Consider the following 24,783-nt stretch of genomic DNA (forward strand, 5'->3'; position numbering starts at 1 on the left):
CGCCATCCCCGGGGCCGAGGATCGCCGCCGGGGATGGGGTGCAATGGGCGAGAGCGGGATCACACTGGACGAGACCGACCGTCGGCTGCTGCGACTGTTGCAGGCGGAGCCCGACCTGACCCTGCGCGAGGTCGGCGAACGGCTCGGGCTGTCGCATACGCCGTGCTGGCGCAGGCTGACCCGGATGCGCGAGGCCGGGGTGATCGAGGAGCGGCGCCACATCATCGACCCCGTGGCGGCGGGCTTCGACATCACGGTGTTCTGCGCGGTACGGATGAACGGCCACTCGCGCGCGCATCTCGAAGAGTTCGAGGCGGCCGTGGTGCGCATCGCCGAGGTGGTGCAGTGCTACACCGTCTCGGGCGATCACGACTACCTGCTGCGGGTGCTGGCCCGGTCGATCCGGCATTACGAGAGCACGGTGAAGAACGCTCTGGTGCAGCTGCCGCACGTGCTCTCGATCTCCACCAGCGTGACGCTTCGCGAGATCAAGAACACCACCGACGTGCCGCTCTAGCCGTCTTTCGCGAGCCTCAGCCCGCTCATCTGCCGGCGCCGGTCGGGGTGGAAGAAGTTACGGTAGCTGTGACGCATCTGCGCCTTCGGCGTGGCGCAGGAGCCGCCGCGCAGCACGTATTGGTTCACCATGAACTTGCCGTTGTATTCGCCGATCGCGCCTTCCGGAGGGCGAAAGCCCGGATAGGGATCGAAGCTGCTGCGGGTCCACTCCCAGACATCGCCATGCATCTGTCGCAGCCCCGCACCGGCTCGGCCCGGCAGCGGCCGGAGCGCCCCTTCATCCATGAAGTTGCCCGCGATCTCCGAACCCTGTGCCGCGACCTCCCACTCGGCCTCGCTCGGCAGCCGCGCACCGGCCCAGCGCGCGAAGGCCTCGGCCTCGTAGAAGCTTACATGCACCACCGGCGCGTTCGGATCGACGGGCTGAGGGCCGCGCGCGGTGAAGCTCCACCATTCGCCATCCTGCTTCCACCAGTAGAGCGGCGCGTCCCAGCCCTCTGCCTGCGCTTTGGCAAAGCCCTCCATCAGCCAATGACGCGCATCGGCGTAGCCGCCATCTTCGATGAAGGCGATCCAGTCGGCATTCGTTACCGGCCGGCTGGCCAGCGCATAGGGGCGCAGCAGCACCTCGTGGCGGGGCCCTTCGCAGTCATAGGCGAAGCCGGGTCCCGCATGGCCAATCTCGCGGATGCCGCCGTCGAAGCCGATCCAGTCGAGAGGCTGATCGTCGGAAAGCGCGCGCGGTTCGGGCGGTCTGATCGCGGGCATCAGCGGGTTGAAGGACAGCGCGTGCAGCAGGTCGGTGAGCAGAAGCTCCTGATGCTGCATTTCGTGATGGCAGCCTAAGGTGGTCAGTTCGGCCACCTCCGGGTCGCCCTCGTCGAGCAGTCGCTCCATCGCCGCTTCGACATGGGCACGGTACGCCATCACCTCGGCCACGCTCGGGCGGGTGATCAGCCCGCGCTGGGAGCGGGCATGACGCGGGCCGGCCTGCACATAGTAGGAATTGAACAGGAAGGCGAAGCGGTCGTCCGGCGAGGCGTAGCCCGGAACCCGTTCGCGCAGGATGAACTGTTCGAAGAACCACGAGGTATGGGCGAGGTGCCACTTGGTGGGCGAGGCATCCTCCATCGACTGCACCACCATGTCCTCGGGCGCGAGATCGGCCACCAACTCGCGCGAGCGGGCCCGGGTGGCGCGGAACAGCGCCTGTGCATCATCGGCCAGATCGGCCGGCTTCGGATTGGCGGTCTGCATGTGAATGGTCCCCCGTCTTGCCAGCGGCAAAACGTGCCCGGTTCGTGGTGGGTTCCTGAAGCTTGGCGCGACAGGGCGCTGCGGGGTCGCGACCGGCCGTCGCGCGGCGGAACCGTGCTGTTCCGTCCCCGGTTGACCGCCGAAGGAGAGCCGCATGATCCGATCCCGCCGCCAGTCGTCGCCCGAGATCGTGGCCTCCAACACCGTGCCGATCCGCGATCTCGGCGTGATCGGCGACCGCCGCACCGCCGCCGTGCTCGACCGGATGGGTCGCATCCTCTGGTACTGTCCCTGCCGTTTTGACGGGCCAAGCCTCTTCGCGGGGCTGCTCGATCCCGAGGGCGGCGAATGGCGCATCGACATGGATGGCGCGGCACCGGGGCCGCGCCGATATCTCGACGGCAGCGGCATGCTGGAGACACATCTCACAGGCCCCCAGGGCGATCTGGTCGTGCTCGATTGGATGACCTCCGGGCCACAGGCGCCGATCGGCGTGCTGGTGCGCGAGTTCGGTTCGGCCCCTGCGCCGGTCAGGGTCACGCTCGATCCGCGCCCCGACTACGCGCGTCGGACCGCGACGCTGTCCGTCAAAGGCGACGCCGCTATGATCGAGGGCATGCGGCTGTACGGCTCGCACCCGCTGCGCATCTCGGATGGCACGGTGGTGATGGACCTGCCGAAGGACGAGGCCGGCTGGATGATCCTCTCGGATGCGCCGATTTCAAGGCCCGACCGCGCCACGCTCGACAACTGGCGCGGCCATACGCTCGGCCATTGGGAGGGCTTGGACGAGGCGGTGAACTACGAGGGCGTATTCGCCGACGACCTCCAGCGGTCGCTTCGGGCGATCCGGCTGTGTACCCACGAGGAAAGCGGTGCCACCACAGCCGCGGTCACCACCTCGCTGCCCGAGATCGCCGGGGGCGGCCGCAACTGGGACTACCGCTATGTCTGGCTGCGCGACGCGGGCATGATCGTCTCGGCGCTCTTGCGACTGTGCCGCAAGGACAGTGAGGGTGAACGGTATCTGCAGTTCATCTGCCGCTGCAGCGGCACCTCCGAGAACTACCCGATGGCGGTGTTCACCGATCTCGACTGCGAGACCGCGCCGCCCGAGACCGAATTGCCGTTCGAGGGCTGGCGCGGCTCTCGACCGGTGCGGATCGGCAATGGTGCCGCCGATCAGCTTCAGCTCGATGCCTATGCCAACGTGGCTCTGGCCGCGAAGCTGCTCTACCGCGAAGGGTCGTCGCAAGGCCGCGCGCATTGGGACGTGGTCGCGGACATCTGCGATTTCCTGAGCCGGAACTGGTGCGAGCCCGATCACGGCATCTGGGAGGAAACCCCGCCGAAGCCCTATGTCTCGGGCAAGGTGGTCGCCGCCTGCGCGCTGGAATCGGCGGCCGATTACGGCAGCGAAGCCGAGGCCGCGCGCTGGCGAAGGGCGGCCGGCGAAATCCGTGACTGGGTGGCGCGACATGGCCTGACATCCGAAGGTGCCTATGCCGTGTATCCGGGCTCGGACGAGGTCGACGTGACCGCCGCGCTGTTCCCGGTCTGGGACTATTGCGCCGCCGACACGCCCGAGATGCTCGCCACCATCGAGGCGCTGGAGCGTGACTGGAGCCCGGACGGGCTGCTCTATCATCGCCGCCTCGAATGCGCCGACGGCACCGAGGAAGGGGTCTTCGTCGCGGCGGGCTTCTGGGTCGCGCAGTACTGGGTGATGCGCGGCGATCTGGACCGGGCGCATGCGATCATCGAGGCGGGGATCGCGCAGGGCAACGATCTGGGCCTCCTGTCGGAAGAGGCCGATCCGCGATCGGGGGAGATGCTGGGCAACATTCCGCAGGCTTTCGCCCATGCCGGAATGATCGGCGCGGTGATCGATCTCAATCGGGCGCTGAAGGCGCGTGCACGAGAGACGCAGGAGAAATCGAACGGCTGAGGCTTTCGCGGGTTGTCTCGGCGACCGATGACACACCAGACGGGGAGACGACCCATGACCTCGACCAGCGATTACGTCTACGACCACGTCCAGGCCAGCACCCTGAACAAGGACATGGCCTTTCGACCCGGTACGCCGGGGCCGGGCGACCGGCTGCCAGGCTTCGACCTGCCCGCCGCCACCGGCGGACGGATCCGCAGCCACGCGATCACCGGCAACAAGCCGATGCTCCTGGTGACCGGCTCCTACACCTGTCCGATGACTGCGGCGTCGAACCCGGCGCTGAAGCGTCTGCATCGCCGCTATGGCGGCCAGATCGTCTTCGTGATGCTGCATGTGCGCGAGGCGCATCCGGGCGAGCGTTTCGATCAGCCGCACGACATGGACACCAAGATCCGCAACGCCCGCATCCTGAAGGAGCGTGACAGCCTGCCCTGGGCCCTCGCGGTGGACGACACGCAGGGCACCCTGCACAAGCAACTCGACGAGAAGCCTAACGCCGTCTGGGTCACCGATCGCGAAGGGACCATCGTCTATCGCGGCCTCTGGGCCGGCGACGACGAGGCTCTGGGCGAGGCACTCGAAGCTGTGTCCAAGGGGCGGATGCCCCGCAAGCGCGAAAGCACGGCACGGCTCAAGCCGATGGCCGCCGGGATCGGCGTGATGCGCGAGGTCACGCAGCGCTCGGGCCGGCGCGCCGAGGCGGATCTGTGGAAGGCCGCGCCGCCGGTCGCGGCGCTGGCGCGCATCGCCGATCTCTACCGCCCGCTGCCGCCGCATTGGCGCACGGCTGCTGCTGCCGCAACGATCGGGCTTGGTGCGACGGCACTGATCGGGGCACTGACATCGGCGCGAAGGTCCGCACGCAAGAGGTGAAATTCCGGGCAATGCAGTGGCTTGGCCGTCGTCTCGCTTGACCGGTGACGACGGCCGCGCCTAACCTCCCCCTACATGACGGGCCTTGAGGAGGGCCCCGTTCCGAAGGGGGAGGAGACCCGGGATGACACGAGTGCTCACGGCCACGGCCGTCCTGTTGGGCTGCGCCATGCCCGCATCCGCCGATATCACCATCGCGCATGTCTACGGCAAGACCGGCCCGCTCGAGGCCTATGCCGCGCAATCGCATGAGGGGCTGATGCTCGGTCTCGAATACGCGACCGAGGGCAGCATGGAGGTGAACGGCGAGAAGATTGTCGTGATCGAGAAGGACACCCAGTCCAAGCCCGATATCGGCCGCGCCGTTCTGGCCGAGGCCTATGGCGATGACGGTGCCGACATCGCGGTGGGACCGGTCAGTTCCGGCGTGGCGCTCGCCATGCTGCCGGTGGCCGCCGAATACGAGAAGATCCTGATCGTCGAGCCGGCGGTGGCGGATTCGATCACCGGCTCGGACTGGAACCGCTACGTGTTCCGCACCGGTCGCAACTCCAGCCAGGACGCGATCTCGAACGCCGTGGCGCTGGGCGGCGAGGGCGTCACCATCGCGACGCTGGCGCAGGATTACGCCTTTGGCCGCGATGGCGTGGCGGCGTTCCGCGAGGCGCTGGAGGATACCGGCGCCAGCATCGCGCACGAGGAATACGTGCCGACCGACACCACCGACTTCACCGCCGCCGCCGAGCGGATCTTCGCGGCGATGGAGGGGGTCGAAGGCGAGAAGAAGCTGTTCATCATCTGGGCCGGTGGCGGTAACCCGATGGGCAAGATCAACGCTATGGATCCGTCCCGCCACGGCATCGAGATCGCCACCGGCGGCAACATCCTCGCGGCGCTCACCGCCTACAAGGAACTGCCCGGTCTCGAAGGCGCGACCTATTACTACTACGAGATCCCCGACAACCCGGTGAATGACTGGCTGGTGGAGGAGCACATGGCCCGCTTCGACGCGCCGCCCGACTTCTTCACCGCAGGCGGCATGGCAGCGGGCATCGCCATCGTCGAGGCGATCGAGAAGGCGGGCTCGACCGAGACCGAGGACCTGATCGCCACGATGGAAGGCATGGAGTGGGAGACGCCCAAGGGCATGATGCGTTTCCGCCCCGAGGATCATCAGGCGCTGCAATCCATGTATCACTTCCGCACCGAGGTGCAGGACGGAAAGGATTACGGCGTCCCGGTGCTCGTGCGCGAGCTTGGCATCGAGGACATGGAAATCCCGATCCGCAACTGAGGTATCGGGCCGGGCCTCGGGGCCCGGCTCCCATCCGAAGGCGAGACCATGACCGCGATGCTTCTGGAAACCAAGGATCTGACCGTGCGTTTCGGCGGTCATGTCGCCGTCGACGCGGTGAGCTGCGGCTTTCGGGCGGGCGAACTTACCGCCATCGTCGGGCCGAACGGTGCCGGCAAGACCACCTATTTCAACCTGATCTCCGGTCAGATCGCCGCCAGCGCCGGCCGGGTACGGCTGGCCGGGCGTGACATCACCCGGATGAACGTGTCGGAGCGCTGTCGTCTCGGGCTCGGGCGCGCGTTCCAGCTGACCAACCTGTTTCCCGGCCTCTCGGTGCTGGAGAACCTGCGGCTGGTGGTGCAGGCGCGGCGCGGTCGCGGATCCTCGCTGTTGCGGCTGGCGGGCTCGGATCGCGAGGTGACACGCGAGGCCGAGGAACTCCTTGCGCGGCTGCGGCTGGAGGCACTGGCGGAGCAGCCGGTTTCGGAGTTGAGCCATGGTAATCAGCGCAAGCTGGAGGTGGCGCTGCTGATCGCGCTCGATCCGCTGGTCTACATGTTCGACGAACCCACGGCCGGCATGTCGCTCGACGAGGCGCCGGTGGTGCTCGACCTGATCGCCGGGCTCAAGGCGCGGGCCGACCGCACCATCCTTCTGGTCGAGCACAAGATGGACGTGATCCGCAGCCTCGCGGACCGGATCATCGTGCTGCACAACGGCGCGCTCGCCGCCGACGGCTCCCCTGAGGCGGTGATGGCCTCGGCGGTGGTGCAGGAAGCCTATATGGGGCGGGAACTGGAGGATGTCTGAGCCGATCCTGACGCTCGAGGGGGTCGAGACCGATATCGGCCGCTACCACATCCTTTCGGGCGTCGATCTCGAGGTGCCGCGCGGAGAGGTGACGATGCTTCTGGGGCGAAACGGCGTCGGCAAGACCACGACGCTGCGCAGCGTGATCGGTCATTGGCGCGCGAAATCGGGGCGGATCCTGTTCGACGGACAGGACATCACGAGGATGCCTACCCCCGCCATCGCGCGGATGGGCCTCGGCTTCGTGCCGGAGGACATGGGCATCTTCTCGGACCTGACGGTCGAGGAGAACATGACGCTGGCCGCCGCATCCGGTCCGCTGTCGCCCAAGCGTCGCGACCGGATCTTCGCGGCCTTTCCGCCGCTTGCCACGTTCTGGCGCGCGCCGGCGGGCACGCTGTCGGGCGGTCAGAAGCAGATGCTGTCCATTGCCCGCGCCATGGCCGAGGAGCGTCGGCTCTACCTGATCGACGAACCGACCAAGGGGCTGGCCCCGGCGATCGTCTCGACCATGGCGGCAGCGCTGCGCGAGTTGAAGCGCGAGGGCGCGTCGATCCTGCTGGTCGAACAGAATTTTGCGGTGGCGCGGGCCTTGGGCGACCGTGCCGCGGTGATGGAGGGCGGCCGCATCGTCTGGACCGGCGCGATGGCCGAACTGGCCACGGATGCCAAGCTGCAATCGAGGCTTCTCGGGCTGAGCGTGGAGGGCGCATGAGCGTGCAGAGCGAGGGCGCCCCGGCGCATCGACCGACATTCGCGGCGCTGTCGCCCCGCGACAAGCTGGCGAAATCGGCGCCGTTCCTGCTGCTGCCGGTGCTGGCGCTGGTCGGGCTGGCGCTGATCGGCACATGGCCGACATGGCTGACGCTGACCGTCTCGGGCCTGGCCATGGGCATGATGATCTTCGTCATGGCCTCCGGGCTGACGCTGGTCTTTGGGCTGATGGACGTGATCAATTTCGGCCACGGCGCCTTCATCTCAGTGGGCGCTTTCGTCGGCATCTCGGTGCTGGGGGGCTTGGGCGACTGGACCGGCGCCGCTTCTCTCGCGCTCAACATGGCCGCGGTACTGGCGGCCGTGATCGCGGCGATGGCCGTGACCGGCGCGCTGGGCTGGGGGTTCGAGCGGGTGCTGGTGCGCCCCGTCTACGGTGCGCATCTGCGACAGATCCTCGTCACCGTCGGCGGGCTGATCGTGATCGAGCAGATGATCCACGTGGTCTGGGGGCCTGACGAGATCTTCCTGACGCGCCCCGAGATGCTCAAGGGCGTGACGCTCTTCGCGGGAGCGGCGATCGAGACCTACCGGCTGCTCGCCGTCGCCGTGGGGATGGTGCTGTTCGTTGCCATGCGGCTGGTGCTGCGGCGCACCAAGATCGGCCTGATCGTGCGCGCCGGCGTGCAGAATGGCGAGATGGTCGAAGCGCTGGGCTACCGGCTGCGGCTGGTCTTCGTCGGCACCTTCGTCGCGGGCTCGGCGCTGGCGGGCTTGGGCGGGGTGATGTGGGGGCTGTATCAGGAGGTGATCACCGCTGGCATGGGCGAGGAGATGATGATCCTCGTTTTCGTCGTGGTGATCATCGGCGGTCTGGGCTCGATCGAGGGCGCCTTCATCGGCGCACTGATGGTCGGGCTATTGCAGAACTACGTCGCCTTCCTCGCGCCCAAGCTGGCGCTGGTGTCGAATATCGGCCTGATGACGGCGATCCTGATGTGGCGGCCCGAAGGCATGCTGTCGGTGGTGAGGGCGAAATGATCCGACTGTTCTCGGGCGACGGGCCCCGTTCCACCATTCTCGCGCTGATCCTGATCGCGATCGGGCTGGCACTGGCCTTCGCGCCGTTCCTGTTTCCAGGCGTCCGTGCGCTGGAGACGGCGGCGCGGATCTGCATCTTCGTCGTGCTCGCCGCGAGCTACGACCTGCTCTTGGGCTATACCGGCATCGTCAGCTTCGCGCACACGATGTTCTTCGGGCTTGGCGCCTACGGCATGGCGCTGGCCTCGACCCATATGGGGCGCGGTTTCGCGGCGCTGGGCGTGGGCACGCTGGCAGGGCTCGCCGCGGCGGTGGCGCTGGCACTCGTGATCGGGCTGTTTTCGCTGCGCGTGCGGGCGATCTTCTTCGCCATGATCACCCTGGCCGTGGCCTCGGCGGTGACCGTGCTGGCGAGCCAGCTCAGCGCGATCACCGGGGGCGAGGACGGGCTGGTCTACCAGATCCCGCGCGCGCTCGGTCCCGCGATGCGGCTCGATCTGGAGATCGCGGGCGTCACCATCACCGGCAAGATCCTGAACTACTACCTCGTCTTCGCGATCTCGCTGGTGCTGTTCCTGGTGATGCTGAGGATCGTCAACTCTCCCTTCGGTCGGGTGCTGCAGGCGATCCGCGAGAACGATTTTCGGGCCGAGGCAATCGGCTACCGCGTAGTGCGTTACCGGGTCACCGCGACCTGCCTCTCGGCGGGCTTCGCGGCGCTGGCGGGCAGCCTCTGGGCGATCTGGCTGCGCTATGTCGGCCCCGGCACGACGCTGAGCTTCGAGATCATGCTCGACATCCTCTTGATGGTGGTGATCGGCGGCATGGGCACGATCTGGGGTGCGGCGCTCGGGGCGACGCTGATGGTGCTGGCGCAGTCCTACTTGCAGAACCTCATGGCGCTGGCCGCCGGAGCGACCGAGGCGCTGCCGATCCTGTCGCGGCTCCTCGACCCGGATCGCTGGCTTTTGTGGCTCGGGGTGCTGTTCATCCTCTCGGTCTATTTCTTCCCGACCGGCATCGTCGGGCGTCTCAGGGCGCGGGCCGCGCGATAGGCGGAGCATCGCCGGGACGGGCTGGCGTTTCGTCGCGCCCCATGCATCATGCCGGACCGATAGCACGGGGCGTCGTCGCCCTGTCACCGGAGCCTGCAAGGTTCCGGGCATGAACCAAGGGGGGCACTACATGAAGATCGCGATTCTCGGTGGCGACGGTTTCGTCGGCTGGCCGACCTGCCTGCACCTGTCTGAACAGGGCCATGAGATCCATATCGTCGACAATCTCAGCCGTCGCTGGATCGACACCGAGCTTGGCGTGCAGTCGCTGACGCCGATGGATTCGATTCAGGAGCGCTGCCGCATCTGGCACGAGTTGACGGGGCGGCGCCTGCGCTTTCACCTGATCGATCTGGCCAAGGAATACGAGCGGCTGAAATCCTGGCTGGCCGAAGAAAAGCCCGACGCGGTGATCCATTTCGCCGAGCAGCGCGCCGCGCCCTATTCGATGAAGTCCGACCGCCACAAGGTCTACACGGTCAACAACAACACCAACGCGACGCACAACCTGCTGGCGGCGCTGGTCGAGACCGGGATCGACGCGCATCTGGTGCATCTCGGCACCATGGGCGTCTACGGCTATTCGAGCGTCGGCGCGGCGATCCCCGAAGGCTATCTCGATGTCGAGGTCGAAACCCTCGCAGGCGACAAGGCGAAACAGGAGATCCTCTACCCGACCAAGCCCGGCTCGGTCTATCACATGACCAAGAGCCTCGATCAGATCCTGTTCCAGTTCTACGCCCAGAACGACGGCCTCAGGATCACCGACCTGCATCAGGGCATCGTCTGGGGCACCCATACCGACCAGACCCGGCGGCACGAGCAGCTGATCAACCGCTTCGATTACGACGGTGATTACGGCACGGTGCTGAACCGGTTCCTGATCCAGGCCGCGATCGGCCACCCGCTCACCGTCCACGGCACCGGCGGCCAGACGCGCGCCTTCATCCATATCCAGGACTCGGTGCGCTGCATCGAGCTGGCGCTGGGCGACGCGCCGAAATCGGGCGAGCGGGTGCGCATCTTCAACCAGATGACCGAAACGCATCGCGTGCGTGACCTGGCCGAGATGGTGGCCAAGAAGACCGGCGCGCGCGTTGCTTACCTGCCGAACCCGCGCAAGGAGGCCGAGGAGAACGAGCTCGTGGTGCGCAACGACCAGTTCCTGAAGCTCGGCCTCGAGCCGATCACCCTGCAGGAGGGGCTTCTGGACGAGGTGGTCGAGGTGGCGAAGAAATACGCGCATCGGATCGATCGCTCGCGCGTGCCCGCCGTCTCGGCCTGGACCCGCGACCTCGGCGCGCGCGTCGAGCGCGATCCCGAGGGCCGGGCGCTGCGCTCCGCCTCGTGAGCGCGGGGCTGAGACCGGAGGGCCCGGCGCGCAGCCGCCGGGCCTTCGTTACCCTCGTCACCAATGCCGATTTCGCGCTGGGGGCGCGGGCGCTGATCCGTTCGCTGAAGCTGAGCGGCACGGATGCCGACATCGTGGTGCTGCATACCGGCGGCGTGACGGAGGCCGACCTCGCGCCTCTGCGGGCGCGCGGTGCGCGGCTGATCGCGACCGAACTGCTGCCGACCTCCGAGGCCTTCAACGCGGCGCATGCGCGCGATGCGCTGCACGGGGCCGCCCCCTTCACCAAGGGCGAGAAGCCGGCCTTCCACACCCCTCTCGACAATTTCGCGAAGCTGCGGTTGTGGCAGCTTTCCGATTACGACCGGGTGGTCTTTCTCGACGCCGACACGCTGGTGCTGCGACCGATCGACAAGCTGTTCGACTATCCCGAGTTCTGTGCCGCGCCGAACGTCTATGAAGGTCTGGGCGATTTTCACCGGATGAACTCCGGCGTGTTCACCGCCCGGCCCGACACCGCGACCTATGAGGCGATGCTGTCGCGGCTCGATGCGCCCGGCGCCTTCTGGCGGCGCACCGACCAGACGTTCCTGCAGGACTTCTTCCCTGACTGGCACGGCTTGCCGGTGACCTGCAACACCCTGCAATACGTCTGGTTCAACCTGCCCGATCTGTGGAACTGGGAGCAAATCAGGGTGCTGCATTTCCAGTACGAGAAGCCATGGCAGGACCATGCCAAGGCCGACCGTCTGCGGCCCCTGATCGATCTGTGGCGTGCCTATGCGGGCGATGGGCCGGTCCCGGACCTCGCGGCCCTGCCGAACCCGTCGTGAAGATCGCGCTGACCGGGGCATCGGGGCTGGTCGGGCGCTTCTTGCTGCGCGGTCTCGCGTCGCGAGGCCACGAGGTCGTGGCACTCGGCCGACGACCTGCCGACGGCGTGGAATGGCGTGGCTGGCAGCTGGGGGAAATCGCGCTGCTCGACGGCTGCGATGCCCTGGTCCATGCCGCATTTTCCCACTTGCCGGGCCGGTATCGCGGCGGCGAGGGAGATGATCCCGAGGGTTTCCTGAGGCTGAACCGCGACGGGTCGCTGCGGCTCTTCGAGGAGGCGCAGGCGGCCGGTCTGCGCCGCATCGTCTTCCTGTCGAGCCGCGCGGTCTATGGCGAGTACCCGCCCGGTACGGAGCTGACCGAGGATCTCCCACCGCGTCCCGACACGCTCTATGGCGAGATGAAATGGGTGGTGGAGCAAGGGCTCTCGGCGCTGGCAGGGCACGGTTTCACGACGGCGAGCCTCCGCGCCACCGGCATCTACGGGCCGGGGCCGGATCACAAGTGGCGCGGGTTGTTCGAGGCCTTCCTCGCGAATGAGCCCGTTGCGCCACGCGTGGCGACCGAGCTGCATGGCGACGATCTGGCGGCGGCGGTGGCGCTGCTGCTGGAGGCGCCCGAGGCGTCGCTGGCCCCGCGCAGCTTCAATGCGTCGGACATCATGCTCGACCGGCACGACCTGCTGGAGAGGGTGGCCCGGATCGCCGGGGAGCGTGGGGCGCTGCCCGAGCGGGCCGACGCTTCGCGTGTCAGCGCCATGCGCTGCGACCGGTTGCGGGAACTGGGCTGGCGGCCGCGCGGCATGGAGGGGCTCGACGCCGCGCTGCGCGAGATGCTCTAGCGTACCGGGCCGGTGAGACGGTTGACATGGCCCATCTTGCGACCGGGCCGCGCTTCGGCCTTGCCATAGAGATGGATCGCCGACTGGGTGCCCGCGATCTGCGGAATGCGGTCGACGTCGTCGCCGATCAGGTTCTCCATCACCACGTCGGAATGACGCGCACCATCACCAAGCGGCCAGCCCGCTACGGCGCGGATGTGCTGCTCGAACTGGTCGATCAGGCAGCCATCCTGCGTCCAGTGGCCCGAGTTGTGCACGCGCGGCGCGATCTCATTGACCACGAGGCCCCGCGGCGTGACGAAAAGCTCCACCCCCATCACGCCGACATAGTCGAGCGCGGTCAGGATTCTGGCGGCCAGTAGCACCGCGTCGGTGCGCTGCGCTGCCGAGAGCCGGGCCGGTACCGTGGTTTCGCGCAGGATACCGTCTTCGTGCCGGTTCTCGCCCGGGTCGAAGCAGGCCACCGCGCCGTCGATCCCGCGCGCGCCGATGACACTGACCTCGTGGCTGAACTCCACAAAGCCCTCCAGGATCGCGGGCGCACCGTTCATTTCCGCCAGCGCCGTCCCGGCCTCGTCCGCGACCATGATCCGGGCCTGTCCCTTGCCGTCATAGCCAAAGCGGCGGGTCTTGAGGATCGCGGGCGCGCCGATCTCGGACAGCGCGGCGTCGAGCGTGGTCGCATCGTCCACGGCAGCGAAGGGCGCGGTGGTCAGGCCGAGATCCTGCAGGAACTGCTTTTCGTCGATGCGGTCCTGGCTCACGGCGAGGGCGCGGCGGCCCGGGCGGATCGGCACGAGGGATTCGATCAGGTCGAGCGAGGCAGCCGGGACGTTCTCGAACTCGTAGGTGACGACATCGACGGCCCCGGCGAATGCGCGCAGCGCCGCCTCGTCATCCCAAGTCGCGGTGGTCGAGGCCGCGCAGACCTCGGCCGCGGGACCGCCCGGTGCAGGGTCGTAGACATGGCATTTCAGCCCCAGCCGCGCCGCCGCGAGGGCGAGCATCCGGCCGAGCTGGCCGCCGCCGAGAATGCCGATGGTCGAGCCGGGGGCGAGCGGCTTGGATGTGCCGGGAGTGAGCGTCTCAGTCATCGATGGGCTCCTCCGGGATCGAGGCCGAAAGCGCGGCGCGCCAGTCGTCGAGCCGCTGCGCCAGTGCCGCGTCCTGCAAAGCGAGGATGCCCGCCGCCATCAGCCCGGCATTGGCGGCACCGGCCGCGCCGATCGCCATGGTCGCGACCGGAAAGCCGCGCGGCATCTGCAGGATCGAATAGAGCGAGTCGACGCCCGACAGCGCGCGGGTCTGCACCGGCACGCCGATCACCGGCACGCGGGTCTTGGAGGCCATCATGCCCGGCAGATGCGCGGCGCCCCCGGCCCCGGCGATGATCACCTGAAGGCCCCGGTCCACCGCCGTCTTGCCATAGTCCCACAGCCGATCCGGGGTGCGGTGCGCCGACACGATCCGCGTTTCATGCTCCACGCCCAACTCGTCGAGCATGGCCGCCGCCTCGCGCATCGTCGCCCAGTCCGACTGGCTGCCCATGATGATGCCGACCTTCACGCCCATGCCCGTGTCCCCTCGTTGCCGATGCAGGCGGACTACACCGGGGCGGGACGCAACGGCAAGCGGATCAGGCGATGATATCGGGCAATATCCGGTCCTCGATCCGGGCGATCTTGTCCTTGAGCTGCAGCTTCTGCTTCTTGAGCCTGCGCAGCCGCAGCATGTCGGCCCCGCCACGCTCCTCAAGCGCGTGGATCGCCTCGTCGAGATCGCGGTGCTCGCGCTTGAGCACCTCGAGCTCCACCCGGAGCACCTCGATCTCTTCCATCTTCGCCGACTTGTTCATGCTCGTCTGCCCTACGTCTTTGCCACATCATAGTTGCTGCGCCACGGCCCGCCTAGCCCCGCACCTTGCAAGGCGGATTTTCGCCTCCCATATTGAAACCAAGCGGCTGCCGATGCAGGGGCCGCTGATGGACGGTCGCTTGTGCAAAAGGACGTGTCGCATGACGAAGCTGACATTGGGGACACACCCCTTCCTTCTGGGGTTCGAACAGCTCGAAAGGCTGGTCGAACGTACCGCGAAGGCGTCGGGAGATGGATATCCGCCCTATAATATAGAGCAGACCTCGGAGCGGTCCTACCGGATCACGCTGGCCGTGGCCGGCTTTGCCGAGGCGGATCTGTCGATCACCGTGGAAGACAACCAGCTCGTGGTGCGCGGACGACAATCCGACAGCGCCGAGGAGCGCGTGTTCCTGCATCGCGGCATCGCCGCCCGCCAGTTCCAGCGCAGCTTCGTGCTCGCGGATGGCGTCGAGGTGGGCGAGGCGGTGATGGAGAACGGCCTTCTGCATATCGACCTTTCCCGTCAGCCCGCCGACAGCGTCGTGCAGACGATCCGCATCAAGAGGAGTGGAAAATGAACACCCAGTTCCGCCATCACAAGCTCTCCGCCGATGACGAAAGCCGGCTCGTCTACGTCAAGCCGGTCAGCGTCGCCGATCTTCCCGAAGAGGTGCAGGAGCAGGCCGAGGGGCTCGAGGTGCTTTTCGCGGTACATGACAGCGACGGCCAGCAGCTTGCCCTCGTGGCCGACCGCAAGCTCGCCTTCACCCTGGCGCGTCAGCACGACATGCAGCCGATGACGTTGCACTGAGCCGCGCCTTCCACCGGCTTTGAAGGGCTGGAGTCTGGGGACTAGGCTCTCACCCCTTCGATCTCCAGGCCCGTTGCCCGTGACGGCGACGGGCCTTTCCGTACCGTCAGGCCGGGTCCACGACAGGAGCCGCAGGACGTGGCGCATCGCGTCGGGATGGCACCGGAATCGTGATCCAGAACAGGCAGCCTACGATCAGCGCCACGCCGGTCCAGCCGGAGGGCGGGAGCCTCTCTCCGACAAGCAGAACGGCAAGCAGCGCCGCGACCACCGGTTCGAGCAGGGTGATCGTCGTGGCGAAGCTTGAGGAGATGCGCGCCAGCCCCTGGCCGAAGGCGATGTAGCCCAAGAACATCGGCACCACGGCCATGTAGACGCCAACCCCGAAATTCCGCGCGCTTTCGAGAAAGGGCGCGCCGGTCGCTATGAGAATCGGCAGCAGGAGCAGCCCGCCCAGCCCGAAGGTCGCGCCCATCGCCGCCGGGGCGGGGACGCCACGCTGCATCACGCGGCGCGCGGTCCAGGAATAGAGGGCATAGGTGCCCCCCGCGACGACGCCGAGGCCGACGCCCATCGGAATGTTCGGGGCAATCGCAGCATGATCAGTTTCGGCGAGGCTCAGAAGCACCATCCCCGCGAGGCCGATCAGCGCACCGATCCCCCAGCGGAATGTCAGTCGGCTTCCCTCCAGCCGGTTCTCGATAAGCGCAGAGATGAGCGGCGCCGATCCGATCGAGATCACCGTACCGATGGTGACGCCCGCGAGCCGCATCGAGGAATAGAAGGCGAGGGGGTAGAGCGCGACGGAGACCGCCCCGGCGATCAGGAGCCACCGGTGCCGCATAAGCGCGCCTCGGCCCCTATGGATGCCGCGCCAGGCGACCATCGCCTGCATCAGCCCGCCCAAGCCCATCGCCGCGGCGCCGATCGCCACCGCGGACACGCCCGGCGCAAAGCTGGCGGCGGTGCCGGTGGTGCCCCAGGCGATCGCAGCGAGCATGCAGCAGATCACCCCAACGCCATGTCCGGGGCCCCGTGCCACCCCGCTCATAGCGTGTCCAGCATCTGCAGGGCCATCGCACGGGCCTGCCCGACCCGTTCGGCGGAGCCTTCGAGACCGGCCCGGACCATGGCGCCTTCGAGCAGAAAGACCAGATGCGCAGCGAGTGTCTGCGCGCGATCAAGGTCGTCGGGCAGAATCTCGGCAAGTTGCGCGACGAGAATTGCCTCCACCTCTTCCTTGTGCCGACGAACGGCTTCGCGACCGGCGTCCTCGGAGCTGAATTCGGCCGCGGCATTCAGCAGGCCGCAGCCCCGAAAGCCACGCTCATAGGCGCATTCGGCGTGGTCGCCGTAAGCGTCGAAGATCGCGAGAATTTTTTCGACCGGGGTAGGGGCCTGCCTTGCTCGTCGCGCGTAGAGGTCGAGCCACTCCCGGTGCCGATGGTCGATATAGGCCGCGACCAGTTCGGCCTTCGAGGCGAAGTTGTTGTAGAGGCTCTGCTTCGCCACGCCGGCCCGTCGGGTGATCGCGTCGATCCCCGTCGCAGCGATGCCCTCATCATAGAACAGGATCGCAGCGGCCCGAAGAAGCCGGTCGCGCGCGGTTCCGGAACGAACGCCTGTCTCGGTCATGTCGGCTCTCGCAGTAGGTAGACCGGTCTACCTATTCAAGTGGCGGTCATCTCGTCAACTCATTTGGGCGAAGCATGGGAGGGCACAACAAAACAGCCGGCCCGAGGGCCGGCTGTTCGTGATGTCCTTCGCCTGAAGGCCGCGTCGCGGCCTTCGAGCCGGGCATCAGCCTGCGATCAGGCCCATCTGTTCCAGCTTCAGGATCACCTGATGCGCGCAGTTGTCGACGTCGGTGCCCTCGGTCTCGACGCGCAGTTCCGGGTTCTCGGGCACGTCATAGGGATCGGAGATGCCGGTGAACTCCTTGATCTTGCCTTCGCGCGCGAGCTTGTAGAGGCCCTTGCGATCGCGCTTCTCGCACTCCTCGATCGAGGTGGCGACATGCACCTCGATGAAGGCGCCGAAGTTCTCGACATCCTCGCGCACGGCACGACGGGTCGCGGCATAGGGCGCGATCGGCGCGCAGATCGCGATGCCACCGTTCTTGGTGATCTCGGAGGCGACATAGCCGATGCGACGGATGTTGAGGTCGCGGTGCTCCTTGGAGAAGCCGAGCTCGGAGGAGAGGTTCTTGCGCACGATGTCGCCGTCGAGCAGCGTCACCGGACGACCGCCCATCTCCATCAGCTTGACCATCAGCGCGTTGGCGATGGTCGATTTGCCGGAGCCGGAGAACCCGGTGAAGAACACGGTGAAGCCCTGCTTGGCGCGCGGCGGCTTGGTGCGGCGCAGCTCCTTGACCACCTCGGGGAAGGAGAACCACTCGGGGATCTCGAGCCCTTCGGCGAGGCGGCGGCGTAGCTCGGTGCCCGAGATGTTGAGCACGGTCGCGCCCTCGGGGACCTCGTCGATCGGGTAGTACTGCGCCTTCTCCTGCACGTAGACCATGTGCTTGAAGTCGACCATCTCGATGCCGACCTCCTCCTGGTGCTGGCGCACCAGCTCCTGCGCGTCGTAGGGGCCGTAGAAATCCTCGCCCTGGCTGTTCTTGCCCGGGCCGGCATGGTCACGGCCGACGATGAAGTGGGTCAGGCCGTGGTTCTTGCGGATGATCGCGTGCCACAACGCCTCGCGCGGGCCGGCCATGCGCATGGCGAGGTTCAGCAGCGACAGGTGGGTGGTCGAGGAGGGGTACTTGTCGAGCACCGCCTCGTAGCAGCGCACGCGGGTGAAGTGATCGACGTCGCCCGGCTTGGTCATCCCGACGACGGGGTGGATCAGCAGGTTGGCCTGCGCTTCCTTGGCGGCGCGGAAGGTCAGTTCCTGATGCGCGCGGTGCAGCGGGTTGCGCGTCTGGAACGCGACGATCTTGCGCCAGCCCATCTTGCGGAAATAGGCGCGCAGTTCGTTGGGCGTGTCGCGACGGGCACGGAAGTCGTAATGCACCGGCTGCTGGATGCCGGTGATCGGGCCGCCGAGATAGACGGCACCAGCGTGGTTGTGCAGGTAGTTCACCGCCGGGTGGGCAAGGTCATCGGCGCCGAAGACCTTCTCGGCCTCGCGCGACTTGTTGGGCACCCACTTGTCGGTGACCGTCATGGTGGCGAGGATCACGCCCTCCTGGTCGCGCAGGGCGATGTCCTGACCCAGCTCGACGGTGTCGGCGAATTTCTCGGACACGTCGAGCGTCACCGGCATCGGCCAGAGCGCGCCGTCCTTGGTGCGCATCGTCTCGACGACGCTGTCGTAATCCTCCTCGGTGAGGAAGCCCTTCAAGGGGTTGAAGCCGCCGTTCATCAGCAGCTCGAGATCGCAGATCTGGCGCGGGGTCAGGTCGTGGGAGGCGAGGTTTCCGGCCTCGACCTTCAGCTTCTGGGCGGACTCGTATGAAACATACAGCTCGGGGATCGGGGCGAGGTTCGAGGCCATCAAAACAATATCTCCAGGGGGCCGGGGGGTCTGTGCCGCTCCTAGACCGCGCATCGGCCTCTATTCAAGGGCGCGATGACGCAAAACGGACCGTTTTCCGCCGATCGCAGGGCTTGGGGAACACGCGGGCGGGCCCGGGGCAGGAGAGGGGAAAATTCGGCCTAGAAAAGGAGCGAAGGGCCGAGCCAGAGCGATGACGGCCCGCCGCGACAAAGCCCGTGAGTCGAAAACATCACCAAATGGCCGTGTTCGGGCGATTTGCGTGAGGGGTAGAGAAAACCCGATGCGCCCAAGCTCCGCAGCCGGTCCGAGGCCCGCCAGCTGCGGGCCGGGCGCCCCGCTGCCCGATCATCGGCCCAGCGCGCCACGAGATCCTCAAAATCGACGCCGAGTGCCGTCCGAACGTCCTCGTCGCGCAGATCGGCCATATCGGTCGTGGCGAGATCGAGGGGCCAGAGCCGTCGTGGGGCATCGCCGGGCGCGGCGTAGGTGGCAAGGGCCACGGAGGCACCCTCAGGGCTCAGAGAGACATAGAGTGCCGGCTGGCCATCGCGGTGAAACCGCCCCTCCGGCGATGCGGCGAGGGCGAGGGGGTCGGCCGCGTCGTCGCAAATGCGCCAGACCCTGCCCGAAAAGGGGCGGAGATGACCCGCCCCTGATTTCACTTCACGCCTTCCGTCTCGGGGGCGCCGTAGCCCATGGGAAGTGTTTCGTCCTTCCCGTGGCCCGCCACCTCGGCGGTGCCGCCATGCTCGGCGAGAAACCGTTCCGCATCGAGCGCGGCCATGCAGCCCATGCCGGCGCTGGTCACCGCCTGGCGGTAGACGTGGTCGGTCAGGTCGCCAGCGGCGAAGACGCCCGGGATCGAGGTGCGGGTCGTGCCCGGCTCGACCTTCACGTAGCCGCCGTGATGGGTCTCGAGCTGATCCTTGACCAGTTCCGAGGCCGGGGCATGGCCGATCGCGACGAACACGCCCTTGGCCGGGATCTCGGTGATCTCGCCGGTCTTGACGTGTTTCGCGCGTACGCCGGTCACGCCCTTGGGGCTGTCGTCGCCCACGACTTCCTCGATCTCGTGGAACCAGAGAGTTTCGACCTTGGGGTGCTCGAACAGGCGCTTTTGCAGCACCATCTCTGCGCGCAGCTCGTCGCGGCGATGGATCAGGGTCACCCTGGAGGCGAAGTTGGTCAGGAACAGCGCCTCTTCGACGGCGGTGTTGCCGCCACCGACCACCACGATCTCCTGACCGCGATAGAAGAAGCCGTCGCAGGTCGCGCAGGCCGAGACGCCGAAGCCCTTGAAGGCCTCTTCGGAAGGCAGTCCGAGCCACTTCGCCCGCGCCCCGGTGGCGAGGATCACCGCCTCGGCGACGTATTCGGTGCCGCTGTCGCCCTTGGCGACGAAGGGCCGCTTCGACAGGTCGAGATCCGTGATGATGTCGGTGATCACCTCGGCCCCCATCTCGCGCGCATGGCCTTCCATGCGCACCATCAGGTCGGGGCCCTGCACGGAATTGTCGCCGGGCCAGTTCTCGACATCGGTGGTGGTGGTCAGCTGGCCGCCCGGCTCAAGGCCCTGCACGAGGATCGGCTGGAGCATGGCACGGCTGGCATAGACGGCCGCGGTATAGCCCGCCGGTCCCGAACCGATGATGAGAACCCTGGTGTCGCGGCGCGTGGTCATGGGACGTCCCCTTGCAAGCCTGAAGTCGGCTGCATATAGCCACTGTCCCTGCCGGTGCAAACCCCGCCCTAGGAGGGCGCGGCCTCGCTGCGGCAGCCACGTCACGCAACAGGTCACGATGTTGCGCGGGCCTGCAATATTCTTGCGCTAGCAACCGCTCTGCCCTAGGTCAGACGCAACATTCACGGAGATGAAGATGCCCGGGGCGAAACTCGACGAGATCGACAGGATGATCCTGGCCGAGCTGCAGGCCGATGGCCGGATGACCAATGTGGAGCTGGCGCGCCGCGTCGGCATCTCGGCACCGCCCTGCCTGCGCCGGGTGCGGACGCTCGAAGAGCAGGGCTACATCCGGGGCTATCACGCCGATGTCGACCCGCGCGAGCTGGGCTTCGACGTATCGGTCTTCGCCATGGTGCGGCTGGTGAGCCAGTCCGAGGCCGAGTTGTCGGCCTTCGAGGCGCGCTGCAACGACTGGCCGCTCGTGCGCGAGTGCCACATGCTCAATGGTGAGGTGGATTTCGTGCTGAAATGCGTGGCCCCCGATCTGCGCAGCTTCCAGTCCTTCCTGACCGGCGAGCTGACGGCCGCGCCCAACGTCGCCTCGGTCAAGACCTCGCTGGTGATCCGCAACGCCAAGGCCGAGCCGGGCGTCCCCTTCGACGTGCTCGAGAGCCGGCTCGCCCGCAAGGCCTGACCTTCGGGGGCGGCCGCACCTCCGGGGCTGGGTTCAAGCCACGAGGTCGAGTTCGGCCAGCCGAAGCCGCGGCAGGGCGGGCGGGCCGAAATCCTCGATCCGATCCAGATGCGGAAAGCAGGAGAGGAACAGGCCGCGCTGCTCGGGTTCGAGATGCGCGAGGCGCGCCGGACCGGGGTGATAGCTCTCGATCTCGACGCCGTTGGCGAGAATCCTCTCGTGGCGTTCAAAGCCCAGATGGAACACCCGCACGGCCGAAGGCGGGGTCAGTTCGACCACGCCCATGCCGTCGATCAGGTCGCGGGCCGGGATCGCGGCGGCGCGTCGGCCGGTCAGGCGTTCGATCGCCGCGCCCTGGCGCACCAGATGCGCCATCGGACCCAGTACGAGATCATGCATCGGCCGGGCGATGCCCAGCGCATCGGCCGAAATTCGGGTCAGGCGGCCCATCTCCGGCGGTTGTCCGGGAACATTGGCGACCAACGTCGTGGCGCCGCGCCATAGCAGCGTGCGAAAGCCGCGATCGACGGTCTTGACCCGATCGCCCGGCAGAAGATCCTCCACCGCGACGAGGCCTCGCTCGGTCGGGACCTGCGCGCCATGGGCGAAGGCGGCCACCGCCTCCTCGAAAATCGGCGTGGCGGGTACCACGCGGCTCGTCTCGGCGATGTCGCCGGGATGGTGCGGGCAAAGGGTGAGGATTTCGATCCGGCGCATCAGCGGCGCATGCGTCACAGGCGCGCGCGGGGCAGCGCGATCGATGGTTCCGGCACGGGTCGGAGCAGAGGGAGAGAGCAGGGGCAATGCCATGCGAACGCCTTTCGGTCATCGCATCGGTTGTCGGCCCCCACCGACAACACCCGAAGCTGTTTGGGTCACCGCGACACTGGGCGGCCGCGGCTGGATTGTCAAAGCAAGCCTGTGAAACGAATTGTTTCGGGGGCTGGCGGGTGCGAGGTGCCGACGCCCCTTCAGAGACGGATCGCGGCGATCAACCGGCCGTAATCGGCTTCGCGGGCATGGGTGGCGCGGCGATAGCTGAAAAAGCGGGTCGGGTCGGAATAGGTGCAGTGCCGCGTCCATTCGGCCGAGGCGATTCCGGCAGCGCGCAGCCGTCGCAACCCGAAGCCGGGCAGGTCGAAGAGCAGCCGGTCGCCTTCACCTTGGGCGAAATGTCGTTCTGCCTGCGGATCTTCGGCGAGAAACGCATCGAGCAGTTCGGGGCCGACCTCGTAGCAGCGCTGGCTGATCGAGGGGCCGATCACCGCGCGGATGCCTTCGCGCCGTGCGCCGAGCGCGACCATCGCCTCCACGGTGGCTTCCAGCACGCCCGCAAGTGCACCTTTCCAACCGGCATGGGCGGCACCGATCACCCCGGTCTTGGGGTCGGCGAACAGTACCGGCTGGCAATCGGCGGTGAGGATGGTCAGGGCCAGCCCGGGCGTCGCCGTGACCAGCGCATCGGCGCGGGCAGGGGCTGCGGGCGGCGTGTCGATGGTCACCACATCGGCCGAATGCACCTGGTGCACGCCGATCAGCGCCTCGCGCGGGACTCCCATCGCCTGTGCGACTCTGCCGCGGTTGATGAGCACCGCCTCATGCTGGTCGGAACTGCCGGGGCCGCAATTGAGTCCGGCGAAGACTCCCGACGAGGCCCCGCCGGCGCGTCCGAAGAAGCCATGGCGCAACGGTGCCAGGCTGTCCGAGGTGATGATGTCGAGCGGCGTTGCGGCGTTCACGTCTCAATTCCGGGTGGCGGCGGGGCATTGCACGGATGAAGTGCGGCTACCTTGAACAGGTCGCCCATTTCTTCGGGGTGGGTCAAGCGGCGATGCGCGGCGACATGGGCGTCGAGCGCCGTACCTTCGAGCTTTGCCGCCAGCGCTTGCGCCCGTGCCGTGATGCCAAGCCGTTCGAGAAACACGCCTTGTGGTACCGGCCCGGCACAGGCGGCGGGGGCGGCGGCATGGCCCAGCGCCTCGAAATCCACATGCGCAGTAAGGTCGGCTTCGCCGGGTGCTGCCAGCGGATCGACCTTCTCGTGACCGCGCACTGCCTGGAAGCTGTCGCCGGTGCGGCCCCGGCCGCCGTAATCGACGATAAGCGCCGCGCCGCCACGGCGCGCGATGCGACCACCGATTTCGCCGGTCAGCGCGGGCAAGGCGGGCGACTGCTCCACCATGTCGCCGTCACGCGTATCCGCAAGGCGGTGTTCCAGCTCTGCCAGCGGCGCGGGCGCGGTGAGGCCAAAGACGAGCTCGTCGCCGTCACGCCCCACGACGCGTTCGCGCCAGCCCGCGCCGTCGCGGACGAACTGCCGGATCGGCAGCGCGTCGAAGAACTCGTTGGCGACGAGATAGAGCGGCAGGTCGTCGGGGATCTGGTCGATCCGGTCATGCCACGTGGCCTGTGGCAGGGCACGCGCCTGCACGGTCCGCAGCGCCGGGGAGGCCTCCACGAGGTGCAGTCGCGCGGCGGCGTGGAAGCCCGGCACGCGGGCAGTCGCACGCAGCATGTCGGCCATCAGCGTGCCGCGCCCCGGCCCCGGTTCGGCCAGCACGAAGGCCTCCGGCGCACCTTGGTCCAGCCAGGCCTGCGCAAGGCACAATCCGAGGAGTTCGCCGAACATCTGGCTGATCTCGGGTGCAGTGGTGAAGTCGCCTCCCGCACCCAGCGGATCGCGCGTCGTGTAGTAGCCATGGACGGGGTGCAGCAGGCATTCGGTCATGTATTCGGCGATGCTGATCGGCCCGGTGGCGGTGATGCGCCGCAGCAGGATCTCGCGCAGCGCCGTCACGCCGGGACCATTCGGCGGCGCGCGGCGGCGATCACGGCGATCCCGGCGATGATCATCGGCAGCGACAGGATCTGTCCCATGGTCAGGCCCCAGCCATCGATGTGCAGTGCGAGACCCAGCGGGTTGCCGGGGCTTACGAATTGCGGATCGGGTTGGCGTACGAACTCCACCAGAAAGCGGCCGATACCGTAGACCAGGAAGAAGGTCCCCGAGAGCAGCCAGGGCCGCTTCAGCGCGCCCCAGCGGAACGCCATGAGGGTGAACAGCACTAGCAGGAACAGCCCCTCGATCCCCGCCTCGTAGAGCTGCGAGGGGTGGCGGGCGCAGAGCCCTTCGATACCAGGGCAGTCCTGCGCGGCGGCACCGGGGAAGATCACGCCCCATGGCAGATCGGTCGGGCGGCCCCAGAGCTCGGCATTGATGAAGTTGGCAAGGCGGCCCAGCAGGATCGCGGGCGGAGTGGCCAGCGCGATGGTGTCGGCGACGCCGCCCAGAAGCAGGCGGTGGCGCCGCGCGAAGATCAGGATCGCGAGGATCACGCCGATAAAGCCGCCATGGAACGACATGCCGCCCTGCCACAGGAAGGGGATCTCCCACGGATGGGACAGGTAATAGCCCGGCTGGTAGATCAGCGCGTAGCCCAGTCGGCCGCCGCCGATGATGCCGAGGATGATCCAGCTCAACAGGTTCTCGAGCTCGGGCGGCGTCATGGCCGGGCGGTCGCCGGGCCACAGGCCGGGTCGCTTGAGCGCCGCGACCGAGAGCCGCCAGCCTGCGATGATGCCGACGATATAGGCCAGCGCGTACCAGCGCAGCGCGAAGTCGAACCCGCCGAGCGAGATCGAGAAGATCTCGGGCGAGATCTCGGGGAAGGGGATGCCATTCATGGT

27 protein-coding genes are annotated in these 24,783 nt (G+C 67.5%); 14 read left to right on the top strand and 13 right to left on the bottom strand.

Translation table 11 applies throughout. The features are described 5' to 3' along the window. The first annotated feature begins 43 nt into the window (after nucleotides 1–43). Nucleotides 44–517 (top strand): Lrp/AsnC family transcriptional regulator, encoded by a 474-nt coding sequence (locus ACRAQ3_RS02920; RefSeq protein WP_085897136.1) that lies wholly within the window; start codon nucleotides 44–46, stop codon nucleotides 515–517. Here the strand turns inward: ACRAQ3_RS02920 and egtB are convergent. Continuing rightward, nucleotides 514–1,776: an ergothioneine biosynthesis protein EgtB gene (egtB, locus tag ACRAQ3_RS02925; RefSeq protein ID WP_432255616.1), complete on the bottom strand. Its 1,263-nt coding sequence runs from the start codon at nucleotides 1,774–1,776 to the stop codon at nucleotides 514–516. The two genes, ACRAQ3_RS02920 and egtB, sit on opposite strands and share 4 nt — an antisense overlap. 154 nt (nucleotides 1,777–1,930) lie before the next feature. Between egtB and ACRAQ3_RS02930 the strand changes: the two genes are divergently transcribed. The 10 genes from ACRAQ3_RS02930 to ACRAQ3_RS02975 all read left to right on the top strand — a co-directional run bounded on the left by ACRAQ3_RS02930 (nucleotide 1,931) and on the right by ACRAQ3_RS02975 (nucleotide 12,543). Next, complete coding sequence (locus ACRAQ3_RS02930; protein ID WP_432255617.1) at nucleotides 1,931–3,724, top strand: glycoside hydrolase family 15 protein; 1,794 nt, start codon at nucleotides 1,931–1,933, stop codon at nucleotides 3,722–3,724. A gap of 54 nt (nucleotides 3,725–3,778) precedes the next feature. After that, nucleotides 3,779–4,600, top strand: coding sequence for a TlpA family protein disulfide reductase (locus ACRAQ3_RS02935; RefSeq protein ID WP_432255618.1), 822 nt, complete (start codon nucleotides 3,779–3,781; stop codon nucleotides 4,598–4,600). A gap of 124 nt (nucleotides 4,601–4,724) precedes the next feature. Then, nucleotides 4,725–5,894 (top strand): substrate-binding domain-containing protein, encoded by a 1,170-nt coding sequence (locus tag ACRAQ3_RS02940; protein WP_432255619.1) that lies wholly within the window; start codon nucleotides 4,725–4,727, stop codon nucleotides 5,892–5,894. A 48-nt stretch (nucleotides 5,895–5,942) separates the two neighbouring features. Next, nucleotides 5,943–6,707 carry an ABC transporter ATP-binding protein gene (locus ACRAQ3_RS02945; protein ID WP_432255620.1) on the top strand — a complete coding sequence of 255 codons (765 nt, stop codon included), beginning with the start codon at nucleotides 5,943–5,945 and terminating at the stop codon, nucleotides 6,705–6,707. Further along, on the top strand, nucleotides 6,700–7,422 hold the full coding sequence (locus tag ACRAQ3_RS02950; RefSeq protein WP_432255621.1) for an ABC transporter ATP-binding protein: 723 nt from the start codon (nucleotides 6,700–6,702) through the stop codon (nucleotides 7,420–7,422). The genes ACRAQ3_RS02945 and ACRAQ3_RS02950 overlap by 8 nt, the downstream gene beginning before the upstream one ends. Beyond that, the gene (locus ACRAQ3_RS02955; RefSeq protein ID WP_432255622.1) at nucleotides 7,419–8,462 is read left to right on the top strand and encodes a branched-chain amino acid ABC transporter permease; all 1,044 of its coding nucleotides are present in this window, start codon (nucleotides 7,419–7,421) and stop codon (nucleotides 8,460–8,462) included. The genes ACRAQ3_RS02950 and ACRAQ3_RS02955 overlap by 4 nt, the downstream gene beginning before the upstream one ends. Beyond that, nucleotides 8,459–9,517, top strand: coding sequence for a branched-chain amino acid ABC transporter permease (locus tag ACRAQ3_RS02960; RefSeq protein WP_432255623.1), 1,059 nt, complete (start codon nucleotides 8,459–8,461; stop codon nucleotides 9,515–9,517). The genes ACRAQ3_RS02955 and ACRAQ3_RS02960 overlap by 4 nt, the downstream gene beginning before the upstream one ends. A 130-nt stretch (nucleotides 9,518–9,647) precedes the next feature. After that, the gene (locus tag ACRAQ3_RS02965) at nucleotides 9,648–10,868 is read left to right on the top strand and encodes an NAD-dependent epimerase/dehydratase family protein (RefSeq protein WP_085897127.1); all 1,221 of its coding nucleotides are present in this window, start codon (nucleotides 9,648–9,650) and stop codon (nucleotides 10,866–10,868) included. Next, on the top strand, nucleotides 10,865–11,701 hold the full coding sequence (locus tag ACRAQ3_RS02970) for a glycosyltransferase (protein ID WP_432255624.1): 837 nt from the start codon (nucleotides 10,865–10,867) through the stop codon (nucleotides 11,699–11,701). The genes ACRAQ3_RS02965 and ACRAQ3_RS02970 overlap by 4 nt, the downstream gene beginning before the upstream one ends. Beyond that, nucleotides 11,698–12,543: an NAD-dependent epimerase/dehydratase family protein gene (locus ACRAQ3_RS02975; protein ID WP_432255625.1), complete on the top strand. Its 846-nt coding sequence runs from the start codon at nucleotides 11,698–11,700 to the stop codon at nucleotides 12,541–12,543. Before ACRAQ3_RS02970 ends, ACRAQ3_RS02975 begins: the two co-directional genes overlap by 4 nt. Here the strand turns inward: ACRAQ3_RS02975 and ACRAQ3_RS02980 are convergent. The 3 genes from ACRAQ3_RS02980 to ACRAQ3_RS02990 form a co-directional block, all read right to left on the bottom strand. Next, nucleotides 12,540–13,637: a 5-(carboxyamino)imidazole ribonucleotide synthase gene (locus tag ACRAQ3_RS02980; RefSeq protein WP_432255626.1), complete on the bottom strand. Its 1,098-nt coding sequence runs from the start codon at nucleotides 13,635–13,637 to the stop codon at nucleotides 12,540–12,542. The two genes, ACRAQ3_RS02975 and ACRAQ3_RS02980, sit on opposite strands and share 4 nt — an antisense overlap. After that, entirely contained in the window at nucleotides 13,630–14,115 is a 486-nt protein-coding gene (gene purE / locus ACRAQ3_RS02985) for a 5-(carboxyamino)imidazole ribonucleotide mutase (RefSeq protein ID WP_085897123.1), read from the bottom strand. Before purE ends, ACRAQ3_RS02980 begins: the two co-directional genes overlap by 8 nt. 64 nt (nucleotides 14,116–14,179) lie before the next feature. Then, nucleotides 14,180–14,398 carry a YdcH family protein gene (locus tag ACRAQ3_RS02990; protein ID WP_085897122.1) on the bottom strand — a complete coding sequence of 73 codons (219 nt, stop codon included), beginning with the start codon at nucleotides 14,396–14,398 and terminating at the stop codon, nucleotides 14,180–14,182. 160 nt (nucleotides 14,399–14,558) lie between these two features. Between ACRAQ3_RS02990 and ACRAQ3_RS02995 the strand changes: the two genes are divergently transcribed. Together ACRAQ3_RS02995 and ACRAQ3_RS03000 are read left to right on the top strand one after the other, a co-directional pair. Continuing rightward, the gene (locus ACRAQ3_RS02995; protein WP_085897121.1) at nucleotides 14,559–14,978 is read left to right on the top strand and encodes an Hsp20 family protein; all 420 of its coding nucleotides are present in this window, start codon (nucleotides 14,559–14,561) and stop codon (nucleotides 14,976–14,978) included. Further along, entirely contained in the window at nucleotides 14,975–15,211 is a 237-nt protein-coding gene (locus tag ACRAQ3_RS03000) for a DUF1150 family protein (RefSeq protein ID WP_085897120.1), read from the top strand. Before ACRAQ3_RS02995 ends, ACRAQ3_RS03000 begins: the two co-directional genes overlap by 4 nt. A gap of 106 nt (nucleotides 15,212–15,317) precedes the next feature. On the opposite strand, the gene ACRAQ3_RS03005 is transcribed toward ACRAQ3_RS03000, so the two are convergent. From ACRAQ3_RS03005 to trxB, 5 genes are all read right to left on the bottom strand, one after another. Then, on the bottom strand, nucleotides 15,318–16,262 hold the full coding sequence (locus tag ACRAQ3_RS03005) for a DMT family transporter (RefSeq protein WP_432255627.1): 945 nt from the start codon (nucleotides 16,260–16,262) through the stop codon (nucleotides 15,318–15,320). Continuing rightward, complete coding sequence (locus ACRAQ3_RS03010) at nucleotides 16,259–16,846, bottom strand: TetR/AcrR family transcriptional regulator (RefSeq protein ID WP_432255628.1); 588 nt, start codon at nucleotides 16,844–16,846, stop codon at nucleotides 16,259–16,261. The genes ACRAQ3_RS03005 and ACRAQ3_RS03010 overlap by 4 nt, the downstream gene beginning before the upstream one ends. 165 nt (nucleotides 16,847–17,011) lie before the next feature. Next, on the bottom strand, nucleotides 17,012–18,715 hold the full coding sequence (locus ACRAQ3_RS03015) for a bifunctional sulfate adenylyltransferase/adenylylsulfate kinase (RefSeq protein ID WP_085897117.1): 1,704 nt from the start codon (nucleotides 18,713–18,715) through the stop codon (nucleotides 17,012–17,014). Nucleotides 18,716–18,876: 161 nt separating this feature from the next. Then, nucleotides 18,877–19,380: an RES family NAD+ phosphorylase gene (locus tag ACRAQ3_RS03020; protein WP_432255629.1), complete on the bottom strand. Its 504-nt coding sequence runs from the start codon at nucleotides 19,378–19,380 to the stop codon at nucleotides 18,877–18,879. Beyond that, the gene (gene trxB / locus ACRAQ3_RS03025) at nucleotides 19,377–20,399 is read right to left on the bottom strand and encodes a thioredoxin-disulfide reductase (RefSeq protein ID WP_432255630.1); all 1,023 of its coding nucleotides are present in this window, start codon (nucleotides 20,397–20,399) and stop codon (nucleotides 19,377–19,379) included. The genes ACRAQ3_RS03020 and trxB overlap by 4 nt, the downstream gene beginning before the upstream one ends. Before the next feature lie 196 nt (nucleotides 20,400–20,595). On the opposite strand from trxB, the gene ACRAQ3_RS03030 reads away from it, so the two are divergent. After that, complete coding sequence (locus ACRAQ3_RS03030; RefSeq protein WP_085897209.1) at nucleotides 20,596–21,096, top strand: Lrp/AsnC family transcriptional regulator; 501 nt, start codon at nucleotides 20,596–20,598, stop codon at nucleotides 21,094–21,096. 33 nt (nucleotides 21,097–21,129) lie between these two features. Here the strand turns inward: ACRAQ3_RS03030 and ACRAQ3_RS03035 are convergent, their stop codons facing one another. From ACRAQ3_RS03035 to lgt, 4 genes are all read right to left on the bottom strand, one after another. Continuing rightward, nucleotides 21,130–21,906, bottom strand: coding sequence for a Hint domain-containing protein (locus ACRAQ3_RS03035; protein WP_269397829.1), 777 nt, complete (start codon nucleotides 21,904–21,906; stop codon nucleotides 21,130–21,132). Nucleotides 21,907–22,067: 161 nt separating this feature from the next. Further along, nucleotides 22,068–22,835 (bottom strand): peptidoglycan editing factor PgeF, encoded by a 768-nt coding sequence (gene pgeF, locus ACRAQ3_RS03040; RefSeq protein ID WP_432255631.1) that lies wholly within the window; start codon nucleotides 22,833–22,835, stop codon nucleotides 22,068–22,070. Next, entirely contained in the window at nucleotides 22,832–23,893 is a 1,062-nt protein-coding gene (locus ACRAQ3_RS03045; protein ID WP_432255632.1) for a class I SAM-dependent methyltransferase, read from the bottom strand. Before ACRAQ3_RS03045 ends, pgeF begins: the two co-directional genes overlap by 4 nt. Then, on the bottom strand, nucleotides 23,890–24,780 hold the full coding sequence (lgt, locus tag ACRAQ3_RS03050; protein WP_432255633.1) for a prolipoprotein diacylglyceryl transferase: 891 nt from the start codon (nucleotides 24,778–24,780) through the stop codon (nucleotides 23,890–23,892). The genes ACRAQ3_RS03045 and lgt overlap by 4 nt, the downstream gene beginning before the upstream one ends. Nucleotides 24,781–24,783: the final 3 nt, after the last annotated feature.

The organism is Limimaricola sp. AA108-03 (genome assembly GCF_050847355.1).
Taxonomy (GTDB): domain Bacteria; phylum Pseudomonadota; class Alphaproteobacteria; order Rhodobacterales; family Rhodobacteraceae; genus Limimaricola.